General features: G+C 52.1%; 25 protein-coding genes. 7 read left to right on the top strand and 18 right to left on the bottom strand.

What is annotated here, in order from left to right:
• Window positions 1-19: 19 nt before the first annotated feature.
• The 5 genes from ACOQPU_RS14870 to ACOQPU_RS14850 all read right to left on the bottom strand — a co-directional run bounded on the left by ACOQPU_RS14870 (window position 20) and on the right by ACOQPU_RS14850 (window position 4,659).
• Entirely contained in the window at window positions 20-823 is an 804-nt protein-coding gene (locus ACOQPU_RS14870; protein ID WP_420640618.1) for a thioredoxin family protein, read from the bottom strand.
• 114 nt (window positions 824-937) lie between these two features.
• A complete protein-coding gene (locus ACOQPU_RS14865) occupies window positions 938-2,128 on the bottom strand; it encodes an ABC transporter permease (protein WP_420640617.1) in 1,191 nt (396 codons plus the stop codon).
• A gap of 86 nt (window positions 2,129-2,214) precedes the next feature.
• Window positions 2,215-2,985 carry an ATP-binding cassette domain-containing protein gene (locus tag ACOQPU_RS14860; RefSeq protein WP_420640616.1) on the bottom strand — a complete coding sequence of 257 codons (771 nt, stop codon included), beginning with the start codon at window positions 2,983-2,985 and terminating at the stop codon, window positions 2,215-2,217.
• 112 nt (window positions 2,986-3,097) lie between these two features.
• Window positions 3,098-4,243, bottom strand: coding sequence for an ABC transporter permease (locus ACOQPU_RS14855; RefSeq protein ID WP_420640615.1), 1,146 nt, complete (start codon window positions 4,241-4,243; stop codon window positions 3,098-3,100).
• A gap of 191 nt (window positions 4,244-4,434) precedes the next feature.
• Complete coding sequence (locus ACOQPU_RS14850; protein WP_420640614.1) at window positions 4,435-4,659, bottom strand: hypothetical protein; 225 nt, start codon at window positions 4,657-4,659, stop codon at window positions 4,435-4,437.
• A gap of 18 nt (window positions 4,660-4,677) precedes the next feature.
• Here ACOQPU_RS14850 and ACOQPU_RS14845 point away from each other — a divergent pair, with 18 nt between their 5' ends.
• A complete protein-coding gene (locus ACOQPU_RS14845; protein ID WP_420640613.1) occupies window positions 4,678-4,836 on the top strand; it encodes a hypothetical protein in 159 nt (52 codons plus the stop codon).
• On the opposite strand, the gene ACOQPU_RS14840 is transcribed toward ACOQPU_RS14845, so the two are convergent.
• The 7 genes from ACOQPU_RS14840 to ACOQPU_RS14810 form a co-directional block, all read right to left on the bottom strand.
• A complete protein-coding gene (locus tag ACOQPU_RS14840; RefSeq protein ID WP_420640612.1) occupies window positions 4,833-5,849 on the bottom strand; it encodes a LytTR family transcriptional regulator DNA-binding domain-containing protein in 1,017 nt (338 codons plus the stop codon). The genes ACOQPU_RS14845 and ACOQPU_RS14840 overlap by 4 nt on opposite strands.
• Before the next feature lie 125 nt (window positions 5,850-5,974).
• Entirely contained in the window at window positions 5,975-7,096 is a 1,122-nt protein-coding gene (locus ACOQPU_RS14835) for a hypothetical protein (RefSeq protein WP_420640611.1), read from the bottom strand.
• Window positions 7,097-7,392: 296 nt separating this feature from the next.
• Complete coding sequence (locus tag ACOQPU_RS14830; RefSeq protein ID WP_420640610.1) at window positions 7,393-8,025, bottom strand: 4-vinyl reductase; 633 nt, start codon at window positions 8,023-8,025, stop codon at window positions 7,393-7,395.
• Window positions 8,026-8,165: 140 nt separating this feature from the next.
• On the bottom strand, window positions 8,166-8,621 hold the full coding sequence (locus ACOQPU_RS14825) for an NUDIX hydrolase (RefSeq protein ID WP_420640609.1): 456 nt from the start codon (window positions 8,619-8,621) through the stop codon (window positions 8,166-8,168).
• Window positions 8,622-8,670: 49 nt separating this feature from the next.
• On the bottom strand, window positions 8,671-9,852 hold the full coding sequence (locus ACOQPU_RS14820) for a M20 metallopeptidase family protein (protein WP_420640608.1): 1,182 nt from the start codon (window positions 9,850-9,852) through the stop codon (window positions 8,671-8,673).
• A gap of 89 nt (window positions 9,853-9,941) precedes the next feature.
• Window positions 9,942-10,541 carry a pentapeptide repeat-containing protein gene (locus ACOQPU_RS14815; protein ID WP_420640607.1) on the bottom strand — a complete coding sequence of 200 codons (600 nt, stop codon included), beginning with the start codon at window positions 10,539-10,541 and terminating at the stop codon, window positions 9,942-9,944.
• Window positions 10,538-11,578, bottom strand: coding sequence for a DNA gyrase C-terminal beta-propeller domain-containing protein (locus ACOQPU_RS14810; RefSeq protein WP_420640606.1), 1,041 nt, complete (start codon window positions 11,576-11,578; stop codon window positions 10,538-10,540). The genes ACOQPU_RS14815 and ACOQPU_RS14810 overlap by 4 nt, the downstream gene beginning before the upstream one ends.
• A 170-nt stretch (window positions 11,579-11,748) precedes the next feature.
• Between ACOQPU_RS14810 and ACOQPU_RS14805 the strand changes: the two genes are divergently transcribed.
• Window positions 11,749-12,234: an NUDIX domain-containing protein gene (locus ACOQPU_RS14805; protein ID WP_420640605.1), complete on the top strand. Its 486-nt coding sequence runs from the start codon at window positions 11,749-11,751 to the stop codon at window positions 12,232-12,234.
• A gap of 195 nt (window positions 12,235-12,429) precedes the next feature.
• Here ACOQPU_RS14805 and ACOQPU_RS14800 read toward each other — a convergent pair whose 3' ends face one another.
• The 6 genes from ACOQPU_RS14800 to ACOQPU_RS14775 all read right to left on the bottom strand — a co-directional run bounded on the left by ACOQPU_RS14800 (window position 12,430) and on the right by ACOQPU_RS14775 (window position 17,868).
• A complete protein-coding gene (locus tag ACOQPU_RS14800; RefSeq protein WP_420640604.1) occupies window positions 12,430-12,768 on the bottom strand; it encodes a hypothetical protein in 339 nt (112 codons plus the stop codon).
• 204 nt (window positions 12,769-12,972) lie between these two features.
• Window positions 12,973-13,581 carry a class IV adenylate cyclase gene (cyaB, locus tag ACOQPU_RS14795; RefSeq protein WP_420640603.1) on the bottom strand — a complete coding sequence of 203 codons (609 nt, stop codon included), beginning with the start codon at window positions 13,579-13,581 and terminating at the stop codon, window positions 12,973-12,975.
• A 35-nt stretch (window positions 13,582-13,616) separates the two neighbouring features.
• Window positions 13,617-14,153: a biotin/lipoyl-containing protein gene (locus ACOQPU_RS14790; protein ID WP_420640602.1), complete on the bottom strand. Its 537-nt coding sequence runs from the start codon at window positions 14,151-14,153 to the stop codon at window positions 13,617-13,619.
• Window positions 14,154-14,192: 39 nt separating this feature from the next.
• Entirely contained in the window at window positions 14,193-15,710 is a 1,518-nt protein-coding gene (accC, locus tag ACOQPU_RS14785; RefSeq protein ID WP_420640601.1) for an acetyl-CoA carboxylase biotin carboxylase subunit, read from the bottom strand.
• Window positions 15,711-15,795: 85 nt separating this feature from the next.
• Window positions 15,796-17,340 carry an acyl-CoA carboxylase subunit beta gene (locus ACOQPU_RS14780; protein WP_420640600.1) on the bottom strand — a complete coding sequence of 515 codons (1,545 nt, stop codon included), beginning with the start codon at window positions 17,338-17,340 and terminating at the stop codon, window positions 15,796-15,798.
• A 54-nt stretch (window positions 17,341-17,394) separates the two neighbouring features.
• On the bottom strand, window positions 17,395-17,868 hold the full coding sequence (locus ACOQPU_RS14775; RefSeq protein ID WP_420640599.1) for a hypothetical protein: 474 nt from the start codon (window positions 17,866-17,868) through the stop codon (window positions 17,395-17,397).
• A 91-nt stretch (window positions 17,869-17,959) separates the two neighbouring features.
• Between ACOQPU_RS14775 and ACOQPU_RS14770 the strand changes: the two genes are divergently transcribed.
• The 5 genes from ACOQPU_RS14770 (at window position 17,960) to ACOQPU_RS14750 (ending at window position 21,822) form a co-directional block, all read left to right on the top strand.
• Complete coding sequence (locus tag ACOQPU_RS14770) at window positions 17,960-18,919, top strand: sugar-binding protein (RefSeq protein ID WP_420640598.1); 960 nt, start codon at window positions 17,960-17,962, stop codon at window positions 18,917-18,919.
• A 92-nt stretch (window positions 18,920-19,011) separates the two neighbouring features.
• Window positions 19,012-19,842 (top strand): lysophospholipase, encoded by an 831-nt coding sequence (locus ACOQPU_RS14765; RefSeq protein ID WP_420640597.1) that lies wholly within the window; start codon window positions 19,012-19,014, stop codon window positions 19,840-19,842.
• An 82-nt stretch (window positions 19,843-19,924) separates the two neighbouring features.
• Window positions 19,925-20,287, top strand: a complete 363-nt coding sequence (locus ACOQPU_RS14760) for a dihydroneopterin aldolase (RefSeq protein ID WP_420640596.1) — start codon at window positions 19,925-19,927, stop codon at window positions 20,285-20,287.
• A 112-nt stretch (window positions 20,288-20,399) separates the two neighbouring features.
• On the top strand, window positions 20,400-20,921 hold the full coding sequence (folK, locus tag ACOQPU_RS14755) for a 2-amino-4-hydroxy-6-hydroxymethyldihydropteridine diphosphokinase (RefSeq protein WP_420640595.1): 522 nt from the start codon (window positions 20,400-20,402) through the stop codon (window positions 20,919-20,921).
• Between the two features lies 1 nt (window position 20,922).
• On the top strand, window positions 20,923-21,822 hold the full coding sequence (locus ACOQPU_RS14750; protein ID WP_420640594.1) for a phosphotransferase: 900 nt from the start codon (window positions 20,923-20,925) through the stop codon (window positions 21,820-21,822).
• Window position 21,823 lies beyond the last annotated feature (1 nt).

Raw genomic sequence — 21,823 nt, 5'->3', positions numbered from 1 at the left:
GATCATACCGCTATTTTGGTTAAGAGGAAACGGCCGTTACCAATGCCTGATACTGCTTGGTCAGCTTATGATTTTCGCCCAGCAGCGTAAACAGGGCTTTCATCACGTCGGCAATGTAAGGCTGGTCGCTCTCTTCCCCAACGCTTAATGCCTCAGCTAGCAACGCCAACGCTTTTTTGGGATTGCTTCGTTTTAAGGCCAGATCGGTCTGTTGGTACAGCTTGTCTAGCGACTCTAGCCCGGTAAGTGCATCCCCATCGGTTACATCCATCATGAAGCGCGCCAGCGGCAGCAGGGCAACGGCCGTTTCCGATTCGTCACTCTCTGGGAAACTGTTTAGCAAGGTGAAGGCATTGACGCCATTCCCCTTTTTAAGCTGATGCCTGGCCTGTTCTAGTCGCTTGATTGGATCATCACTCCCCTGAAATTTGGTGGCTGGGGCGGGTGCTGACACGGTTTTGCTCACAAAGCGGCGCACCAATCCGGCTGGCAAGACACCCGTGAACTCATCCACGATACGGCCGTTGCGAAACATTTTCACCGCCGGAATAGAGCGAATGCCATATTTCTGTGCCATCCGCTGGTTATGCTCAGTATCCAATTTTGCCAAGACAAACGGGCTGTCGGCCTCCTCAGCCAGATTCTCTAACACTGGCCCGAGCTGGCGGCAAGGGCCACACCACGCCGCCCAAAAATCAACCATCACGGGCGTTTTGTAAGAGCGATGAATGACCTGCACCTCAAAGGATTGGTCTGTCACCTCTAAAACTGAAACCTCTGCCGCTGATTTCTTTTTCTTCTTGCCAAAGGAAAACCATTTCATCGAGCCCTTGCCTTTTTGTACAGTAACGGGAAAACCTGACACCATGCTAACATAGTGTCAGGTTTCATTTTGATTATGCAATATTATTGTTAGATGATGAACCACGCTGTAAGGTTACATACTATACAGCAGTCGCTCCCGATTGAAGATTTGCATAGCGAACACAACCCCCACCACTGTTGCCAGCACGTTGCCAATAATGCTGAACAGCACCGCATTGGCAGGCACAATTCCCCCAAGCGTTAAAACGCTCACCACAGCAGAAGTGCCATAGACGGGCAGCAAATAGGCTAGGCTGGCCCCCGTCGGCGGCACAAAAGCAGCGGCAATGGCCACAAACATTACCCCAAACATCACCGGCGTCAGGGCAGATTGGGCGTCCTTGAATGTTTTGGTGCGAATGCTAATGACCATGAGGATGACATTGGCAAACAGCGCCAGCGGCAGCGACACCAGAATGGCCTGGATGATGACGCCCAGCGGCAAGGCACCGGCCCCATCGGTCATGGATTCAGGCAGTAGGACGCTGGCGGCCCAAAAGCCAAACAGCGTAAGTATGATGGGAACGGCCGTTACCGTAAACACAGAGGCCAATTTACCCACAAAAATCTCCACATCGCTGCTAGGTGTTACCAGCAACGACTCCAATGTGCCGCGCTCCTTTTCACCCGCCGTCACGTCGATAGCAATAAACATGCCACCCTGCACGGCACTAATTGCCACCAAAATTGGTAGGAAGAAGGCGGCTGCCGCCCCAGCACGTTGGGCTGGCGAAGCCAAATCTTGGGCATCCAGGTTGACCGGGGCCAATACAGACAAATCTACATCTCTTTCGGTGAGTCTTTGCACCGTGATTTGCTGATTGTAGGCACTCAAGGCAAGCTCCAGCCGATTGAGCGACAGCCCGCCGCCAAACAGTCCGCCGGAGGTGCTGTTGGTGCGCACAATTAATGTTGCTTCTTCCTCATTGGTCACGTTGTCGCCAAAGCCGGGGGTAAAGATGAGTCCGGCAGCTTCTTCGGCACTGGTAATGGTGGCTTCCAGATCGCCTTCGTACGGTTCCAGTTCAATGTCAAAGGCGGCAAAGGTGTCGATAAAATCTTGCCCGGCATATTCCAGCCCTTGCACTGGCAAGATAAGGGTGTCTTCCTGGCGCGATTCAACCAGTGAGCCAAGCAGCGGGTTCAGCACCGCGTAGAAAATGCCGAGGACGAGCGGGACGACGAGCGTTTGCCGCAGCCCTTTGCGGTCACGAACGATGTCTAAAATTTCTTTTTGCCAAATGTTCAAAATGTTATTTAACATGATGTTTCCCTTTTTAGTTTGCAAGTTGATGGTTTGTTAGCGGTTAGTTTGTTGAATCGAAGCAACTAGCCGCCAGCCACTAACAACTAGCCATTTTCCTGCATACGGCCGTATTCACTCCGCTCCAATCCTTCCCGACCCGCCAAAGTTACAAAGGCGTCTTCCAGATTGTCTCTGCCAGTGCGGGCCATCAGTTCAACTGGGGTGCCAGAGGCCACAATTTTGCCGCCGACGATAATGGCGATGTTGTCGCACAGCTTCTCCGCCTCGTCCATGTAGTGGGTGCTAAAAAGCACACACCGACCCTGATCGCGCATGGCGCGGATGCTGTCGCGGGTGTCGCGCACAGCCATCACGTCTAGCCCGTTGGTGGGTTCATCCATGATGATGTTGGGCGGGTTGTGCACGAGGGCGCGGCCCAGCACAATCTTTTGCCGCTGTCCCCGGCTAAATCCTTCAGCGCGGCGGTCGGCAATCTCTTCCATGTTCAGCTCGGCAATAACGGCTTCAATGCGAGATTCCAACTCCTGACCTTTGAGGCCGTAGAAACGGCCGTAATACCGAAACTGCTCTCTTGGCGTCAACCGCGGATAAACCCCGTTCATATCTGCCTGCACGCCCAATGCCTGGCGCACGGCGCGAGGGTCGCGGGTCACGTCATGCGCATCTACAACCACTGTGCCAGCCATTGGCTTGATAAGCCCAGAGATCATGCGCAGCGTCGTGGTTTTGCCTGCACCATTAGGCCCAAGCAGCCCCGTAATTTTCCCATCTGGGCAGGAAAATGAAACATCGTCAACAGCCTTTATGCTGTTGTCATCTCCGTAATATTTTTTCAAATTCTTCACGTCGATCATTGTTTTAAGCTCCTCAAAAACTTGTATGTTAGCAGTAACCTGCCAGCATCAAACTGTAGATGCTATAACCACCATAGGATAAATATATATTTTACGGTAAAAACTGTGAGGGTTAGGCGTGGGCAATGATACTTCTTGGATTTTGCCGAAGCCGCCAAGCTGTCAGGACAACCACAACGACCATTACCAAGAGCCACACGGCTAAATTGCTATTGCTGGTTTTTACAAGCTCATTGCTGTTTAGAGCATCGCTCAATCCCTGAACTAAAAAGTGCGTGGGCATAAAAGAGAATATCGTTCCAAACGGTTCTGGCAATGTCAGCAAGTCAGAAAACCAGGCGGGAACAAGTAAGAGAATCATCCCGATCCCTAGCCAACTATTGCATTGCTTACTGGAATGAACCAGACTCCCTGTCAGAATGCTAATGCCGAGGGCAATCGGCAACGTAATGGCCATGAAGAGCAAAGCCAGCGGCCAGTTTCCAGTTAACCCACCATTTAATAGGATGACAATTAACAAAACAGCAATGATAGCAATTGTGCCCGCTAATGATTTGCCCAAGGCAACATGGTAAGGATTGGCAGGCGAGTTGATAAGTACAACCCCCATTTTCTTTTCTTTCTCTTCTGTGATGAGCATGGCGACAAGGTTCGTGCCCGTGAGAAAGAACACCATTGTAAGCACCACAATGAGCAAGTAGTTGTTTAAGCCGTTGCCAACTGAAAAGACATCCGATTCGACATCTGTCCATTCAATTTGGGCTGGCAAGGTTTGTTGGCCTATCTTCAAGATTTCTGCCTCGAGGAACCGTTGCCAATTGGCCGTTTCTGAGGACAAACCATCTTCAGGGTTGAGCCAGACATTTAATTCCGGCATGTTGCCAGCAGCTACCGCTGCATCAAAGTTGGCTGGAATTTGAATTCCGGTCATGTTCCCTTCGGTTATGCGCGTTTGCAGCGCGTCTTCGCTGGTCACAATATGCAGTTCAATATCGGGACTTTCCTGCATGGCGGTCACCAATTGGGAGTTCCCCAAATCGTAGACGACAATATCTAAAATGCTTGAATTGTTAATGCCGCTTACCATGAGCCGATAGAGCAAAAAGATAAGTACAGGCAGTAGGCTCATTACAATGAACTGCGTGTTGGTCGTGATTTCGGCAATATCTTTGCGAGCAATGGCCCAAATGACGCGCCAATGTTGGGGGCGTTTGCCAATCTGAGTTTGTTCTGGGATTGTTTCAATACCTGTTGTCATAATCTATTTGCCCTGTTTGGGAGATGTTGCCTTTATGCAAACCACACTCGATGATTCTATGCGATCTTTGTATATGAAACTAACTTTCTTTTTCCGAGTTTGTTTGCTGATTGTGTAAAAGCGGGAAGGTAATTTGAAGTTCGTAGAGCCATTTCCCTCGCTTTTACCTGAGTAAATCACAATTTCGCGGCTCAATTTTCATCAAAATTCTTTTTCTGATTTACAAGGATTGCTGAGATGATTGCGCCAACGGTGAGGCCAACACCACTGCCAATGCTAATACCAAGAGCAACCCCATTGCCAACATCGTTAGATACGGCACCTATCACAGTGCCAATTGCTAATCCAATGCTCGCACCGAGGACTAGCCCGACGGAAATGTACACGGCTATTTTTTCTGAGTTTGATTCGTTCATGTTTTCTCGCTTTTTGCTTTGATAAGTTCGGGTGTTGCGGTTTACTGCTTACGGCCGTTTGCCATCCACGCCCTTCACAATAGCAAAACGTCGGGCGATGTGCATCAATTTTTGGCTGAAAAGCAGCAAAAAGGGGTGAATGGCCGCAAATTTGGGTTGAATGGCGACTATTTTTAGAAATCGAGCAGGTCGCGCAGATCGCGAGCGGCCGTTTTGCTGAGGGGTATTTCGATTGGGTTGTTATTGTCTGGCTGGAAGCCATCTAAAATGAGGGTGTAGCTGTCGCGGGTGTAGGAGATCATCTCTTTGATGTGCTGCAAGTTGACCAAATAGCTGCGATGGGCGCGGAAGAAACCGCTGCGCGCCAAACGGTCTTCGACTTCGGTGAGGGTGAGGTGGGTCGGAATACGGCCGTCATACGTATGCAAATAAGTTCGGCCGTCGTCACTTGTGGCGAACAGAATATCGGCGGGGTTTACTAGCGCAATTTTGCCTTCAAGCCGTGCTGGAATTTTGAAGGGAAGGTTGTTGGCGGGCGGGGTCGGCTGGTCGCCAGGTTGGTAGCTGTGGCTGTACCGCCCTTGGTTCATGATGATGATGGTTTGGCAAACGGCCGTTAGCGCAGCACTCTCATCGGCAATGAGCAGGATGGCAACGCCCACTTCTGCCTGCTGGCGCAGCAATTTGGTGATGATTTCTACTGTCGTCTGGGCACTGCGATGGAACGGGTCTACCAAAATGAGTATCTGAGGCTGATGCAGCAGGGCACGCCCTAATGCCAGCCGACGCGCCAGCTCAGGCGAAAGCTGCTGGGTGCGGATTTGGGCTTTGTCTTGCAGGCCAACTTGGGTGAGCATGGCCACGGCCCGGTCTAGCGGTAAACCGTACAGGCGGCAGTAAAATTCCAGGTTTTGCCGCACCGTTAACCGCTCATACAGGCCATCTTCGGCGGGAAGAAAGCCCACTTTTTGCGCAAATTCAGTGCGTTCCTGGTGCGGGTCTAGCCCGTCAAGGCGCAGGTGCCCAGCCGTGGGGGGCGTTTGCCCGGTGAGCAGTTGAATGAATGTTTCTTTGTGTGGGGTTGTCAGGCCAGAAACGGCCGTTATGCTCCCAGCCGCTACGTTGAGTTCGGGAATGTCGATGACAATGTTTTGCTGAACCACTTTTTGCAGCTGGGCAATTTCAATCATGATGTCTAGTGTAGCAAGGAATTGGCGGGAATAAAACAGAAACCCCGGAAACGGCCGTTTCCGGGGCTATTGTTGCTTTTTAGCTATACGATTTCTCAAAGAAACCGCATATGCAGATTAGCTATCTACGGGCAATGGTCCATCGTGGTGCTGTTGTTGTAGAACCAGTTGTACGCATAAAACGGATGTGAATGCGCCGTTTGCGCCCGCATGGAAATGCGGTAAGCACCGTTGAGGCCATCGGGAATGGAGAAAGTGTACCGGGCACTACGCTGATCGCCAGATTCCAGCGTACCAACAGACGTGCCGCCAATGCCGCGCGTATACATGGGGCCCATTGTCACGGCAAAGGTTTGGTTTGTGGGGAAATTTTTGGTGAGAATGGTCACTTCATTGTCTTTAGAGACGGTGCAAACGGTAAACGTGGGGATGCCTGTGTAAACAGTATCGCCACCACCGGTAGCACCATCGTCTTTGTCGTCACTATCATCGCCGTTATCTCCACCGTCCGTAGAGTTGTTCCAGAACCAGTTATAGGCGTAGAACGGATTGGCATGGGCAGTTTGGGCGCGGATAGCGATACGGCCGTCCTCTTTTAGTGCTTCTGGAATATTGAACGTGGCCGTCAACTTGCCACCTTCGCCCGATTCAAGCGTGCCTACCACGGTGCCGCCGATGCCGCGCGTAAACATCTTGCCCATTGTGACGGTAAAGGTCATATTGGCCGGGAAGTTGTTGGTTTCGATGGTGACATTTTCGCCTTTGGAAACGGCCGTAATCTTGAAGGTCGGAATGCCCGTATATACCGGCGTGCTACCGCCACCCGTGCCGCCACTGGCTGGGGCTGTGTTGTTATAGAACCAGTTAAAGCTGTAATATCCCAGGTTGCTGTCTAGCCGAATAGCAATCTGATGATCATCCTTCAACGCATCGGGGATGTTAAAGGAGGCAGACATAGAGCCACCTGCCCCAGATTCCAGCGTGCCTACGACCTCGCCGCCAACGCCACGCGTGCCCATTTTGCCCATGCGCACGGTAAACGTTTGCCCGGCAGGGTAGTCGTGCGTTTGTAAGGTAACGCTTTCGCCACGCGCAACGCTGCTAATGCTAATGGTGGGGATGGGGTGAGGATGTGAGCTGGCCGTGCCTGCGGTGAAAAACAGTGCCAGCAAAAGTAGCCCCAACGCTGTGACAGCACGTCGCCAAAAACGGCCGAATCCCGCTTGGGTAGATAATGAATGATTCACGCTGAACCTCCTTCAGGTGTGTGGCAGGAGTACTAAGGCAAAACCAGTTGGCAGAGAAGAAGGCGGTCATGTTGGGTCTGGGTCTTGCTTTTAGAACACACAAGTGGGACGAAGTGCAAATCCCTCCTGCAAACAGTTAGATTGCCCTAAAGAGCAAACTGGACAATACGGTAGAGGGATTATAGCGAAAAGTGGGGGGGAATATCTATAGAACGGCCGTTCCGAATCCAATGCGACAAAAAAGCGTCTCCGGCAGGGGACGCTTTTGTCACAAAACTATTGGGAGATTGTTGGCCTTACAGTGGTTCTTTGTCGATAGCGACGATGCCTTGGGCATCTCCCTGGCCAATGCAATGTGTGGGCGAGACGTTGAAGCGTTTGTCAGAATCCACAAAATTTTCCAGCGCACCTTGCAAAACGCCAACCGCCAGATGGCAAACGGGCGAATCCGTGTCCCGGTTGGTACACATAGGGCAAACCAAAATGCTCCAATACCACGATTTGTCATCATCCGTCAGCGACACTTCCTGATCGCTCACCTGGTTGAAGAATTTGGCAAAGAATTGTAAACCCAAGCCAATGCGTCGCTCCAAAGAGCCAATTTTCATAGCAGCGCGGGCAGCGGTAGCTACAGAGCCAAAGCTGTCTAATCCGTCGTTGAACGTTTTCTTGCCAGCACGTACGGCAAAAGCGCGTGCTCCCCGTGCGCCATACATATCCCAAAATGCTTGCTGTAGCTGGCCTACGTGGGCAAATGGCACCTCTTTTTTCATGTTGTCTGCGGGGTAGTTGTCGATGTAATTAGATAGTCCACCCATGTTTAGCAAGGCGTTGACACCATTTTTGCCTACAATTTCTTCTGTAGCGATTAAAATGATGCGAACCCATCGGTTTGGGTAAAACTTATCTTCATTTGCCGGGCCTGCCATAGTTACCTCCAACGACTTGAACAATTACAGATGAAATGATTTAGTAATAAATAGGATGCCGTTATTATAGTACAACCTGTTTATCTACACACGCGCATGTTTATGTTTTGTCCCAAATTCTGCACATTTGTGGCCATGTGTCAATCTTTTTGACCCAATAAGGCGAGGGCTTCTTGGGCGCAAACCTGCACGTTGGTGGGCATTTCTGTATTTTCCAGGTCCGTTTGATCAAACCATTTGAGGCGATTGGTTTCGCCGTTGGCAGGGTTTAGCTGGTTGGAGACGGCCGTTGCGTAATAAATAAAATCTACGTGCTGGTGGTAAGGATTAATGTTTTCCAGCATCAGGTACATGGGGCGGTGTAGTTGGCAGGCCTCCTCATCAGCGATAAAAAGTTGGACATCCGGATTGTACAGAATCACATCTAGCCCAGTTTCTTCTTTCACTTCACGAACGGCCGCTTCCTCTGGTAGTTCGTCTCGATCAATGTGCCCACCGGCGGGTAGCCAGGTGCCGCACTTTTTGTGCTGGTGTAGCAGCACCCTGTCTTTGTAAACCACAAAGGTTGTGGAGGTGAAGTGGCGGGTAATTTCCATAAGGGAGATTGGAGATTAGAAACAAAATCTCCAATCTCTAATCTCCTGATTAGCGGATTTTTCCAGTAACGAAGCGATGAGCCGTTTCGGCCAAAATGGCCACACCCAATGGCAGCACGCTTTCGTCGATGTCAAAAATGTCGGTGTGGTGATGGCGCTCAATGCCGTCGTCGATGGCGGCACCCAGCATGAACATCGCGCCTTTGGCCTGGCGGGTCATGTAGGCAAAATCTTCGGCCCCCATGCCAAATTCGGTGTCGATAACGGCCGTTTCAGCAACCATCTCCTGCGCCACATCTCGCATCCAGCCGTTTACCTCCGCATTGTTAAACATGGCCGGGTACCCTTTGGTAAGCTGGAGTTTATAGCTGCCGCCCATCTGCTCTGCCAGCTTGAGTGTGCGTTCTACCTCAATATGTAACTGTTCGCGCACGTCGTCGTGGTACGAACGGATGGTGCCTTGCAGGTACACTTCATTGGGAATGACATTAGGGGCCGCCCCGCCAGAAATCTCGCCCAGGCTCACTACACAGCCACGTAGCGGGTTAATTTGGCGGGAGGGAATGGCGTAGATGGCAGGCAAAATAACGCTGAGCATGTGCAGCGGATCGCTGCCCGTGTGTGGATATGCACCGTGTCCCCCATCGCCGCGCACCCATGCCTTGAACGAATCCACATTGGCTAAGGCGTACCCATCCTGGAAGCGAATTTGACCTGCTGGCTTGTCGGAAGCGACGTGCAGAGCAATAACAGCATCCACATCTTCCAGTGCGCCATCACTAATCATGGCGGTGGCCCCGCTGATGCCGTTTTCATCAAACGCTTCTTCAGATGGCTGGAAGAGTAGGCGGACGTTGCCCTGCCAATTGCCATCGGCCAGGCTTTGCTTGAGCAGGTGGGCCGCGCCCAGCAGCATGGCGGTGTGGGCATCATGGCCACAGGCGTGCATCACGCCCTTATTTTGTGACTTATAGGGTGCGTCTGACTTTTGCAGGATGGGTAAGGCATCCATATCGGCGCGAATGGCGATAGTGGGGCCGTCGCCATTGCCTAGTTGCCCCACTACGCCCGTGCGGCCCACGCTCGTTTTCACATCTATGCCCAACTCGGTGAGCGTGTCGGCGACGAGTGCGGCCGTTCTAAATTCCTGAAAGCCAAGTTCGGGATGGGCGTGTATGTCGCGTCGCAAGCGGATCAGTTCGTCGTGTAAGGCTTTGGCTTTGTCTAGCATGTTGGTTCCTTTTATTGACTTACTTTTGAGGAGTGGCAGTCCTTGATTCTTCTTTGCGAAGACACATTTAGTCAAAGGACTGCCACTCCTTATGAAGTGGGATTTTCCAAAATAATGTCTAAACCATCCAGTAGGGCAATCGCCTCTGGCAGGGAAAATTTGGTTTGCTTGAGTGTGTTTTCAGCAGCGGCGATGGCGTAATTTTTTGCGCCGCGAAAATCAGCGCGGGTGAGGTTGGTATGGATGAAACGGCCGTCCACAAAATCAGTGTCCGTGCAGTTGGCATCAGTCAGATTCGTTTCGGCAAAGGTCGCTTCTTTGGCCAGACAGTGGGTAAGGACTGCTTTGTTTAAATCCAGTTCCATGAAGGTGTTGTAGCTCAAATTGCAGCCGTGGAATTTAATCCATTGAATTTGCCCCGCTTTGGCCCAGTTGACGCCAATTAGCTTGCATTCTTCAAATTGATTGCGTTGTAGGCGACTGTAATCCACGTCTATCAGGGTGAGATCACAGTTCTTAAACTGGCAGTCGCGGAAGGTGCAGCGTATGAACTGGGTTTCGCTAAAGTTGCAGTTGGTGAAGGTGCATTCCTCAAAGGTAACGGCCGTTACCTCTTCTTGAGTAACCGTTAACCCACTGAACTGCTGTTCGATATATTCTTCACCGCTGTCAAAGGGGAGGCTCATCATTGCTCCAAGGTGGCGACGGCAACGGCCGTTACTAGATCATTCCGCACTTCCATGCAGTTGACGCCCTGCACCACGCCCGTTTTGGGCGGCACTTCGCTGGCTCTAAAGCGAATCATCTTGCCACCCTGAGCCAGGATGAAGATGTCATCATTTTCCTGCACGGTCACTGCGCCGATGAGCTGATCGCTTTTGAAGATCGTTTTGCCGCCTGCGCCGGGTGCTTTGTTCATGCGGAAGCCGCTCATTAGCCGAATGGTGCCCTTGCCATCGTGCCCCACGACAAAAACACCGCTGCTTTCGGTGACGCTGGCGACGGCTACCACTTCATCGTCTGGCGCGACGCGCAGCCCCAGGCAGCCGCCGCGGGCGGGCACCTGCGTTTCCCGGAAGCGGATGCCCTGCGCCTGTTGTGTGGCCAGGAAAATTTCTTCTGAGCCGTTGGTCCAGGTAACGGCCGTAATTTGCCCCCCACGCTTTACGTCGTGAAAAGACATGCCGGGGATGAGACTTTTGCCAAAGTAGCTGGCCGCCACCCGCTGCACCCAGCCGCGCTGGCTGGCCAAAACCACATATTGGCCTGCTTCAGCACGCAGTGTGCCAACGATGTGTTCGTTGCCATGGAACGGAAATTTGCTGATGAGGCTTTCGCCTGGGGCGCGTAGCTCATCGGTCTGATGAATATCGGCCACGGCAAGGGGGAAAACGCGCCCCAAATTGCTAAACAGCAGCAGCCGCTCGCTCTCATCTGCCACGGCAATATGTGCCGGAAAGTCGTGTTCATCCACTTCCAGATCAAACACGCCGATGCCGCTGCGCCGCTGGCGGCCGTACAGATGTCGCGCCGTCCGTTTGGCTACCCCCCGCTGGCTAATGGTGATGACTTGCTGTGTCGTTGGCGGTTCGCTCGGTTCCACTTCGGCACTGCGTCGGCGCGTGGACTGGCTCGATTTGGATTTGAGCAACGCAGCCTCTAGCGCTTCGATGTAGGCCAGCACGTCGGGGCTAACGTTGCTTAAATCAGGGCGTTCTAACTCCATAAATTCTCCCGCAAGATAGGTTTAGGTTTATTGTCGCCCTGATCATAGAGAGGGAGTGCGGAATCGGCAATATGAATTGTGAGATTGGCTCGTTGGCGTGGACGGTGTGTTAGAATACGGCCGTTCATCTAGCAGTACACACGTTGATTCGATAAATTTAGGATTTCAAAATGGGTGAGAAATCATCAGACTGGCCACCTAAAAAAGTGGTTTGCGTGGGCACAATTGTGCGTAAAGAAAATAAAGTGCTTTGGATTCGGCAAGCAAAAGGTGCTTCTTTGGCTGGACAGTGGAGTATTCCCTGGGGAATTGTGGAAGCAAATGAGCAACCAGAAGAGGCGGCTCTGCGGGAAACGCTGGAGGAAGGGGGGATAGCGGCAGCCATAGACGGCTTTATTGGTTATCAGAATTTTACCTGGCAGGGAATGATCGGTCTCATCTACCTTTGTCACCACGTAGAAGGTGTGCCTACAAGCGACGGTCACGAAACCGATCAGGCTGGCTATTTTTCCCTGGCTGAGTTAGAAGCTCTCCAACTCCAAGCCCCGATTGACCCCTGGTGTTTGTGGTTAGTGCGGCGTGTTTTATCAGGGGATTATGCTCTGATTCCCTTCTTACTAGAGAATCCCAACCAGCCCAAAGGAGCCTTTTTTTAATTATGAGTTCTGCTAGGGAGCTAGGACAAAATGTCGGTGATTGGAACATTTGCGTTGGCGAAGTTATTGAAAGGGAGGTTATTTGTTATGGTAGGTTTTCTAAATCGTTAAGGTCTTTGTAACGACCGCTTGCCAGTTTGTTCTGCTTGAGGTGTTCTAAGCTAATCAGGTTCACTGCCACCCCATCTATCTCATCTACAACACGCTTTGCAAAGCAGGCGTCAAACTCAACCCAGAGATCGAGGTCAATATTTCCAGACGCATTGGGGGAACCCCCATACGAATGACCTGATTTTCTTGCAAAAAGAGGTCTTTGTTCAATTCAGGCAAATTAAAGCCAAAGGTTTTGAGGGTTGCCACAACTTGCACGGCGTTTGCGGGATTGATTGCAATCCAAATGTCCATGTCTACCGTGGCGCGAGCGTAGCCATAGTAGCCTACGGCGTACCCGCCAATCAACAAGTATTCAACGTTATGTGCGTTGAGTAATTGTAAGAACTCTTTGAAGTCGGCAGGTAGCCGGATCGTAGCCATAAACGATTTGTCGCATTAGTTCGAGCGCAGCTAGACGCTCTTGTGGGGTTTTCTTCTGCCAATAAGCAACTTCATCTGTACCGTCTTCCAGAGATGCTACAAATAAAGCAGTTTTATCTAGTTTGGCAGAAAGCGCATCGGATTCCATGACTGGACTATAGCAGATGGCCTGATGGCAATCAAGCAAGAATAAGTGAAATATGGCTAACTAAAAATGTCGGTGATGGAGACATTCACATTGGCGAAGTTCGCGAAGGTTAGGTCTGTGAAGGGGAGGTTATGGTGGGCTTTGAGCTGTGCCATCAGGCCGAGGTAGTTGCCCAGGATGCGCTTTTGCCAGTTGAGGTTGAGGTGGGCAACGGCCGTCTTAATCCCACTTTCCTCCCCCTCCAACTCTACAAAATTACCGTATGGCAGCTCATCCAGCACAATTTCCACGTTCTGCCAGGCGAATGTTTCCCGGTACTTCTCATAAACTACCATTGGGGCGAAGCCAAGCCGCTGCAATATCTCAGCCAGCGTGTCAAAATTGCTTACTTGTACTTCCAGCTCTTCGCGCACTTTGGCTTCACTTTGGGGGAGGTTGTCTGGGGTGCCTTTGTAGGTGAGGGTAACGGCCGTATCCTGCCGCAGCCGCAACAAAGAACGCGATTGATAAAGTTGAGAATCGGCCGTGTCGAAAGCCACGTTTCGCTCAAAAACACGTGGCTTTGTTAATTCTGCCCCGGCCACCAGCAGCCGCTCCCGAAATGCAGCCAACTCCGGCACAAAAAACTTGACCTCAACTTCTAAATTTTGCTGCGTCGTGCCCACGTAAGCTCCAACTTCCCGAATGCGTGACTCGCAGCCTACGCCTCACCAACAATCGGCTCTTCGTCTAATTCTGGGTCAATAATCACTGCCAGCACCTGATCCTTTTCCACGCTGGCACCCTGCGTCACATGAATGCGAGACACAACGCCATCCTTCGGCGCACGCAGCTCATTTTCCATCTTCATAGATTCCAGAATGATGATCTTGTCACCTTTCTGTACCGCTTGTCCCTCTGAAACCGGGACGGCAACGATGAGGCCGGGCATGGGTGACTTCATAGACGCTTCGCCCGCCACATCCCCGGCAGCACCCCTTGCCTTAGATAAACGATAGGCGCGTTCATCTTGAACCTTTACCGTGTACACTTCCCCCTTCGTAAGCACTTCCCACATATCATCGCGGGCTTCCACCACGGCTTCCAACGAACGGTTGTCCAGCAGCAAAGACAGCACATCAGCTTCTGGCAAATGCTGGAAATCAATATCGTACCGTTCGCCGTTTACCACAATGTGGTTGTCTTGCTCAATTTCAATAACAAACTCTTGGTCGTTAACTGTCGTTATGTATTTCATGGGCTACCTAACGCCTCATTACACGTCGTGATTGCGTAATTATTTTCGCAGCCGTTCCCAACGGCTGTACCATTTCCAATTGCTTACGTCTCGTCCACCGGGGGCCACAATTTGGCTGGCCTGCTGGCCTTCTTGATGAGCCATCAGCGTTGCCAAAATGGCTGCTTCCATCATGAATGGTGCTTCCCGGTCGCTCATGGAAAATCGCTCTTCTACAAAATGGGTGTCAAACTGCCCGGTTAGAAAACGATGACTATCCATCATATGCTGGTGGAAGGGGATGTTGGTTTTGACACCCATCACTCGGTACTCTTCCAGGGCGCGGCGCATCCGCAAAATCGCTTCGCCGCGCGTCTCGCCGTAGCAAATCAGCTTACTGATCATCGAATCGTAATAGGGGGTAATTTCGTAGCCAGGGAAGACGCCCGTGTCTACCCGCACGCCAGGGCCAGTGGGCACGCGGCTCACGGTGACAGTACCAGTAGAAGGCAAATAATTATTGTACGGGTCTTCGGCGTTGATGCGACACTCGATGGCCCAGCCCTGCATCTTTATATCCTCTTGCTTAAAGCGTAGCCTGCGTCCGCGAGCAATCCGCAATTGCTCTTGCACAATGTCCACACCGGTTACAAGCTCGGTGATAGGATGTTCTACCTGAACGCGGGTATTCATCTCCAGGAAGTAGAAGTTTTTGTCTCGGTCGAGCAAAAATTCGATGGTGCCAGCACTGACGTAATCTACTGCTTTAGCAGCAGCCACAGCGACGGCTCCCATACGCTGCCGCAAATCTTCATCCACGACAAAGCTGGGACTTTCTTCGATCACTTTTTGGTGGCGGCGTTGGAGAGAACATTCTCGCTCGCCAAGGTGGATGACGTTGCCGTGCATGTCGGCCAGGAGCTGAATTTCAATGTGACGGCCGTTTTCAATCAACTTTTCCAAATAAACGGCATCATTACCAAAGGCGGCGGCCGCTTCGCGTCGCGCTGCTGCTAACGCATCGGGCAAATCGGCCGATTTATACACCGGGCGCATTCCCTTGCCGCCGCCCCCGGCCGTGGCCTTCACCAGCAGCGGGTAGCCAATCGATTTGGCGGCTTCGATCAGCTCCTCGTCGGTGCCCATAGGCGCACCAGGGACTACGGGAACACCAGCGGCAACGGCCGTATCTCGCGCAGTCTGCTTGTCACCCATCACCTGAATCGCTTCCGGCGGAGGGCCAACAAACACCAACCCGTTGTCCACACACATCTGGGCAAACTCGGCCCGCTCAGACAAAAAGCCATAGCCCGGATGAATTGCCTCTGCACCCGACTGTTTGGCTACCTCAATGATTTTGTCCATACGCAAGTAGCTGTCACGGGCAGGGGAAGGGCCAATGTAATACGCTTCCGTCGCGTAGCGCACGTGCAGCGCACTCCGGTCCGCATCTGAGTAAACTGCAACGGTGCTAATACCCAACTCATGGCAAGCCCGCAAAATACGCATGGCAATCTCACCACGGTTGGCAATGAGCAATTTATTGAATTTTTTGGGTAGTAAACTGTCTGTAGCCATCTTTTCAGTGTTCAGTATTCAGTGTTCAGTATTCAGTGATCAGCTATTGTTACTGATTACTGGCTTACTGATAACTAATTACTGGCTAGAGGGGAATGTTCCCATGCTTCTTGGGTGGGTTTTGATCCCGCTTGTTTTGCAGCATATTTAGGGCGTTGATGAGGCGGGGGCGCGTTTCGCTGGGTTCAATGACATCATCCACATAGCCGCGCTTGGCCGCTTCGTATGGATTCGCAAACTGTTCGCGGTAATCGTCCACAAGTTCCGTTTTGCGATTAACGGGATCATCTGCGGCTTTGAGTTCCCGGCGGAAGATGATATTCACTGCGCCATCCGGCCCCATCACGGCAACTTCGGCCGTGGGCCAGGCCAGATTCAGGTCGGCGCGAATGTGCTTGCTGTTCATAACGCAGTAAGCCCCGCCATACGCTTTGCGGGTCACCACGGTGATTTTGGGCACAGTAGCTTCGCAGAAAGCGTAGAGCAGCTTGGCACCATGCCGAATAATGCCGCCATGCTCCTGGTTAACGCCGGGTAGGAAGCCGGGTACGTCCTCAAATACAATCAAAGGAATGTTGAAGCTGTCGCAGAAGCGGACAAAGCGGCCTGCTTTTTCGCTGGCGTTGATGTCTAGCACGCCAGCTAGCACCATTGGCTGATTGGCCACAATGCCAACAGAGTGCCCACCAAGCCGCGCAAAACCGACTACAATGTTTTGGGCATAGTGCTCTTGAATTTCATAAAAGATGCCATCATCCATGATGAGGTGAATGACTTCTTTGATGTCGTATGGCTTGTTGGGGTTGTCGGGAACGAGGGTGTTGAGCGTGGCTTCCGTTCGCAGGCTATCATCTTTGGTGGGCACAAAGGGCGGGTCTTCCATGTTGTTGGAAGGTAGGTAGCTCATCAATTCGCGAATGAGGTAAAGGGCATCTGCCTCTGATTCAGCAGCCATGTGAGCCACGCCACTCTTTTCATTGTGGGTCATGGCTCCGCCCAGCTCTTCAAAAGAGACCTCTTCTCCGGTAACTGCCTTGACGACATCTGGGCCAGTGATGAACATGTAGCTGCTTTCTTTGACCATATAGATGAAGTCGGTGAGGGCAGGGGAATAAACTGCACCGCCTGCACACGGCCCCATGATGGCACTGATTTGGGGCACAACCCCAGACGCCAGGGTGTTGCGCAGGAAGATGTCTGCGTAACCACCGAGGCTAACCACGCCCTCTTGGATGCGCGCGCCACCAGAATCGTTGAGACCTATGACGGGCGCGCCGTTGCGCATAGCCATATCCATGATTTTGCATATTTTTTCGGCGTGTACCTGGCTGAGGCTGCCACCAAAGACGGTGAAGTCTTGGCTAAAGACGTAAACGAGGCGGTTATCAATTGTACCCCACCCCGTGACGACGCTGTCGCCAGGAATTTTCTGCTTATCCATGCCAAAGTTGCTTTCACGATGCGTGACAAAAGCATCGATCTCGCGGAAGGAACCTTTGTCTAGCAAAAGCTCAATTCGTTCATGGGCAGTCATCTTCCCTTTCTCTTTGTGGCGGGCAATTCGTTCCGGGCCACCCCCCTGCCGTGATTGGTGCCGAAGCTGCTGAAGTTTTTCTAGTTTATCGCTCATTTGCCAATTCCAAATAACAATGTTGCCAATTCCAGTTGTACATTTGGAAGTGGCTTAAAAATGGGTTTTGGTGGCACGCTGGAGTGCCCACCGGGTGAATAGGATGCTGCTGATTAAAAAGAGGCTGCTAATGATCCACAAGGACCAGTTGCGCGGCGGCTGGGCAAAGAACAGCCAAACGGCCGTTTCGTACAAAGTGTACCAGGCAATGGTGCTTGGTATGGCACGGATGGTGAACGGCCGTTTCCACCACAGTTGCCACGCTAAAATAAAAAACAACAATGTAAAAAGCCCCGCTGCCACTAAACGCAGGCGCGGGTTTGGTTGAAGGTTCAGAACAGTGGGTAAATTGAGCTGTTGGCCAATGGCAATGGCTCGCCCAAGATTCCAGGTTCCTAAAAAAATAACACTCCAAAAGGTAATAGTTACGGTAAGCGGACGTTTTGGAGATGAAAAACCCATCGGCAAAATTATAATGGATTGGGCATCAGTTGTCAGTATTTGCCCAAGGGGATGTGGCCGACGCATAATTAGATCTTATAGTGGCTTGTGGTTAGGGTCTGATTATTGATTACCATTACCTTATGACCACGAGTAAGTAGCACCAAAAGGAATTCTCATGCACGATCCGCAACGTAATCTGGATGATGATTGGGCTGGGTTGGAGCCAGAGTCACGTGATGGTTTTCAAACGATGCTGTATGCGGGAATTGGCATTGCGCTGTTGTTTGGGGTGATTGTGTGCGGGGCGGCTGCTTATTTTTTCTGGTCCCAATTTCAGGATCGAACAACGGCTGAAGATGCGCCAGCCATTGCTTTGCCAACGGCCGTTGAGGATGACGCACCGACCGAGGTACCAACTGATTCGCCAGAGATTGCCCCGACAAACACCCTACCCGTAACGGCCGTTGCGACCAGCATCCCGTTAGGCAGTGGCGCTATTGAAGCGAGCTTCACGGCCGCACCCCCAACCATCGACGGCAATTTAAGCGACTGGCCCGGCGCAACGGCCGCCAGCTCAACCAATCGGGTTTACAGCGTGGCTGGTTGGGATGGGTCCGAGGATTTAACGGCCGTTTGGCAGCTCGCTTGGGACAATGGCAACCTGTACGTGGCCGTGCGCGTGACGGATGACACCCATGTGCAAACCGCCAGCGGCAACCAGATTTTCCGGGGTGACAGCGTGGATATGCAGTTCGACACGGCGCGAGACGCTGATTTTGGTGATGGGTTAAGCCCCGATGATTTTCAGATTACCTTATCGCCAGGGGATTTTGCCGGGAGTGGCCCCACAGCTTTCCGCTATCGGGGCACGACTGGCGGCGCAATTTTGGATGCGCCCGGTGGCAACATCGTGACCGTTGCTGCCCAGCAGACGGCCGACGGCTACACATTGGAGGCTGCTATTCCTTGGACCGACCTTAACGTGGAGCCGAGCGACGGGCTGACGATTGGCTTGGCACTGAATGCCAACGACAACGACACGCCGGGAACGGCCGTGCAAGAGGTGATGATGTCTCACATGCCCAACCGCACCCTGACCAACCCAACCACTTGGGGAACGTTAACCCTGAAATAAATTTCGTAGGGGCGAGGCAGTCGGCCAACATCGTGGCAAAACGAACCAACATCTCTCCGACTGCCTCGCCCGCGAATATGCAAGGTGAAAACATGAAACACGTAGAAGCAATCTTCCGCAGCAAAGACGGGCTAGATTTATATTACCAAGGCTGGTTGCCAGAAAGCGAACCGAAAGCGGTGATTGTGATTGTGCACGGCATGGGGGAGCATGGCGGACGTTACCCGCATGTGGTCAACGCACTGGTGCCAAAAGGATATGCCATCTACGCTGCCGACCATCGCGGACACGGCCGTTCGCCCGGCAAGCGCATGTTTGTGAGTGAATGGTCAGAATACCTGGATGATTTGGGGTTGTTTATTAAACTCGTAAAGAGTGAGTGGTCGGGACGGCCGTTCTTTCTTTACGGGCACAGCATGGGGGGCAATATTACCCTCAACTACGTTCTGCGCCATCCTGAGGGATACAACGGGGTCATTGCTTCAGCTCCGGCCGTCGGCAAGTTGGACGTGCCACCTGTTTTGGCCTTTATCAGCAAAATTATGTCTCGATTGGCTCCGGCCATGCAGGTAAAAACCAATCTGGAACTTGCGGATATTTCACGCGATCCGGTGGAGGCCCAGGCGTACGGCGACGACCCGCTGGTTCAGACATTTGCCACGCCTCGCTTTGGCGTGGAAATGCCCGCCGCAGCCGAATGGGCCATGGCCCACGCCGCCAAATTTAAGCCGCCGCTGCTCATGGTTCATGGCGATGGCGACAACATTGTTAACGTCTCGGCCAGCCGCGACTTTTTTGCCAAAGTGCCACAGCCAGACAAAAAGCTAATTGTGTACGAGGGCGGCGTACACGAATCGCACAATGACATTCATCGCGACCAAGTTATTGCGGACATTGAGCAGTGGCTGGAGGCGCATTTATAAACCTCAGGACTTTAGTAATGCTCTGGCCGCCTCTCAGTCCCGCAGGGCTGCTCTCCTGACCGAGCCAGTGAAGTGTGTACTTATGGACAAAATTATTATTCGTGATTTGCTACTGCGCGGCATCATCGGCATTAATCCCGATGAGCGCGTGAAGCTGCAAGATATTCTTATCAACATGGTCATTTGGGCAGATATTCGCCAGGCGGCCAACAGCGACGCTATCGATGATGCGGTGGATTACAAGTCAATCACCAAGCGGGTTATCCAGCATGTGGAGGCTTCGTCAGACTTTCTTGTGGAGCGACTGGTTACTGATCTGGCGCGCATTGTCATTACCGAGTTTGGCGTGGAGCGGGTGATGGTGCGTGTGGAAAAACCGGGCGCACTCCGCTTTGCCGAATCGGTAGGCATCGAAATTGAGCGCACTCGCGCCGATTTTGAATGAGATTTAGGAACACAGAGTTGCGCAGAGGAAACGCAGAGATTCACAGAGGCTCTAAAAATCTCTGTGTAACTCCGTGCTTCTCTGTGTCATTCTGTGTTCCGCTTTTAAGAGAATGTCGAATCAAGTTGTCATTGCGTTAGGCTCCAACATTGAGAAGGAGAAAAATCTGCCGCGGGCAATTGAACTGTTGCGGGAGATGTGTGAGGTGACGGCCGTTGCTCCTATCTATGAAACTAAACCCGTCGGCCTACTCAACCAGCCCAACTTCTGGAATACGGCCGTTCTCCTCCAAACCGATCTCACCGCCAGCCAAATTAAGCAGCAACTCATCAGCACGATTGAGACAAAGCTCAAGCGGGTGCGCCAAACGGACAAAAATGCGCCACGCACCATTGATGCGGACATTGTGCTGTTTAACGACGCGGTGTTTGAGTATGATGGTGGCGACGGCCGTACTCGCCCAGTTCCCGACCCCGATTTAGCCAAATTCCTCCACCTCGCCATCCCCGTTGCTGACCTGCTGCCCAATTTCCCTCATCCCGAAACTAGTGAGCCGTTGGGTGAATTGGCTGAGAGATTGTTGGCGGAGGTGGTAGAAGAATACGGCCGTTCCCCGCTGACGGCCGTTTCATAAAATGGCTCCCACTAGCAACAACCTCGCCCCAGAATTGCAGCACCGTCTGGAAGCTGTCGCCCAAAAGCGGATTTCGCATGTTCAGCTCGTCTATGGCGGTTACACTCCAGCCCAACGCCTAAAACTCACCTTTGCCGATAGCACTACCTGCTTTGCCAAAATTGGCACCACGCCGGGTACAGTCAGTGCCTTGCGTCAGGAGTACACTGTCTATGAGTCACTTTCTGGTCCATTTATGCCCCGCTTTCTTGGTTGGGACGACCATCCAGATAGTCCCATTCTTCTTCTGGAAGATTTGAGCTATGCTTTTTGGCCGCCTCCTTGGAACAGCCACCGCATCGAACAGGTACTGGATTCTCTTTCCTTGATGTGGGCTGCGTCAATTCCAAATATGCCCCACCTTCCTGAACTGACCTTCATTTGGAATGGCTGGCAGCAGGTGGCGGAAAATCCTGCTCCGTTTCTCTCCCTGGGTTTGGCGACTGAGGATTGGTTGGAGCAGGTGCTACCTGGTTTTTTGGCAATTGATTATAAGGTGGTAGCAAACGGCCGTTCCCTCTTGCATTTAGATTTGCGTAGCGACAACATCTGCTTCAGTCAAGAGCGTGCTATTTTGGTTGACTGGAACTTAGTTTGTGTGGGTAATTCCAGTGTGGATTTAGGCTTTTGGCTCCCCAGCTTGGAAGCAGAAGGCGGTCCACCACCAGAAACGCTGCTGCCCAATGCAGGGGAAATTGCAGGGTTAGTTAGCGGCTTCTTTGCTGCCCGTGCTGGCCTGCCCAACATTCCTGATGCCCCTCGCGTTCGCTACATTCAGCTCGTTCAGCTAAAAACAGCCCTCTCCTGGGCTGTCCGCACTTTAGGCTTGCCCCCGCTTGATGGGCTATCAGATACCGCTTGAA

This window comes from Candidatus Leptofilum sp. (assembly GCF_965223285.1).
Classification (GTDB): domain Bacteria; phylum Chloroflexota; class Anaerolineae; order Promineifilales; family Promineifilaceae; genus Leptofilum.
The sequence above is the reverse complement of the archived record's forward strand: the minus strand, read 5'-3'. Positions and strand labels throughout refer to the sequence as shown.

Bases quoted from the DNA above. Each gene is read 5' to 3' on its own strand.
- ACOQPU_RS14870 (WP_420640618.1), bottom strand. From the start codon at position 823: ATGAAATGGTTTTCCTTTGGCAAGAAGAAAAAGAAATCAGCGGCAGAG.
- ACOQPU_RS14865 (WP_420640617.1), bottom strand. From the start codon at position 2,128: ATGTTAAATAACATTTTGAACATTTGGCAAAAAGAAATTTTAGACATC.
- ACOQPU_RS14860 (WP_420640616.1), bottom strand. From the start codon at position 2,985: ATGATCGACGTGAAGAATTTGAAAAAATATTACGGAGATGACAACAGC.
- ACOQPU_RS14855 (WP_420640615.1), bottom strand. From the start codon at position 4,243: ATGACAACAGGTATTGAAACAATCCCAGAACAAACTCAGATTGGCAAA.
- ACOQPU_RS14850 (WP_420640614.1), bottom strand. From the start codon at position 4,659: ATGAACGAATCAAACTCAGAAAAAATAGCCGTGTACATTTCCGTCGGG.
- ACOQPU_RS14840 (WP_420640612.1), bottom strand. From the start codon at position 5,849: ATGATTGAAATTGCCCAGCTGCAAAAAGTGGTTCAGCAAAACATTGTC.
- ACOQPU_RS14830 (WP_420640610.1), bottom strand. From the start codon at position 8,025: ATGGCAGGCCCGGCAAATGAAGATAAGTTTTACCCAAACCGATGGGTT.
- ACOQPU_RS14825 (WP_420640609.1), bottom strand. From the start codon at position 8,621: ATGGAAATTACCCGCCACTTCACCTCCACAACCTTTGTGGTTTACAAA.
- ACOQPU_RS14820 (WP_420640608.1), bottom strand. From the start codon at position 9,852: ATGCTAGACAAAGCCAAAGCCTTACACGACGAACTGATCCGCTTGCGA.
- ACOQPU_RS14815 (WP_420640607.1), bottom strand. From the start codon at position 10,541: ATGATGAGCCTCCCCTTTGACAGCGGTGAAGAATATATCGAACAGCAG.
- ACOQPU_RS14810 (WP_420640606.1), bottom strand. From the start codon at position 11,578: ATGGAGTTAGAACGCCCTGATTTAAGCAACGTTAGCCCCGACGTGCTG.
- ACOQPU_RS14805 (WP_420640605.1), top strand. From the start codon at position 11,749: ATGGGTGAGAAATCATCAGACTGGCCACCTAAAAAAGTGGTTTGCGTG.
- ACOQPU_RS14800 (WP_420640604.1), bottom strand. From the start codon at position 12,768: ATGGCTACGATCCGGCTACCTGCCGACTTCAAAGAGTTCTTACAATTA.
- ACOQPU_RS14790 (WP_420640602.1), bottom strand. From the start codon at position 14,153: ATGAAATACATAACGACAGTTAACGACCAAGAGTTTGTTATTGAAATT.
- accC (WP_420640601.1), bottom strand. From the start codon at position 15,710: ATGGCTACAGACAGTTTACTACCCAAAAAATTCAATAAATTGCTCATT.
- ACOQPU_RS14780 (WP_420640600.1), bottom strand. From the start codon at position 17,340: ATGAGCGATAAACTAGAAAAACTTCAGCAGCTTCGGCACCAATCACGG.
- ACOQPU_RS14775 (WP_420640599.1), bottom strand. From the start codon at position 17,868: ATGCGTCGGCCACATCCCCTTGGGCAAATACTGACAACTGATGCCCAA.
- ACOQPU_RS14770 (WP_420640598.1), top strand. From the start codon at position 17,960: ATGCACGATCCGCAACGTAATCTGGATGATGATTGGGCTGGGTTGGAG.
- ACOQPU_RS14765 (WP_420640597.1), top strand. From the start codon at position 19,012: ATGAAACACGTAGAAGCAATCTTCCGCAGCAAAGACGGGCTAGATTTA.
- ACOQPU_RS14760 (WP_420640596.1), top strand. From the start codon at position 19,925: ATGGACAAAATTATTATTCGTGATTTGCTACTGCGCGGCATCATCGGC.
- folK (WP_420640595.1), top strand. From the start codon at position 20,400: ATGTCGAATCAAGTTGTCATTGCGTTAGGCTCCAACATTGAGAAGGAG.
- ACOQPU_RS14750 (WP_420640594.1), top strand. From the start codon at position 20,923: ATGGCTCCCACTAGCAACAACCTCGCCCCAGAATTGCAGCACCGTCTG.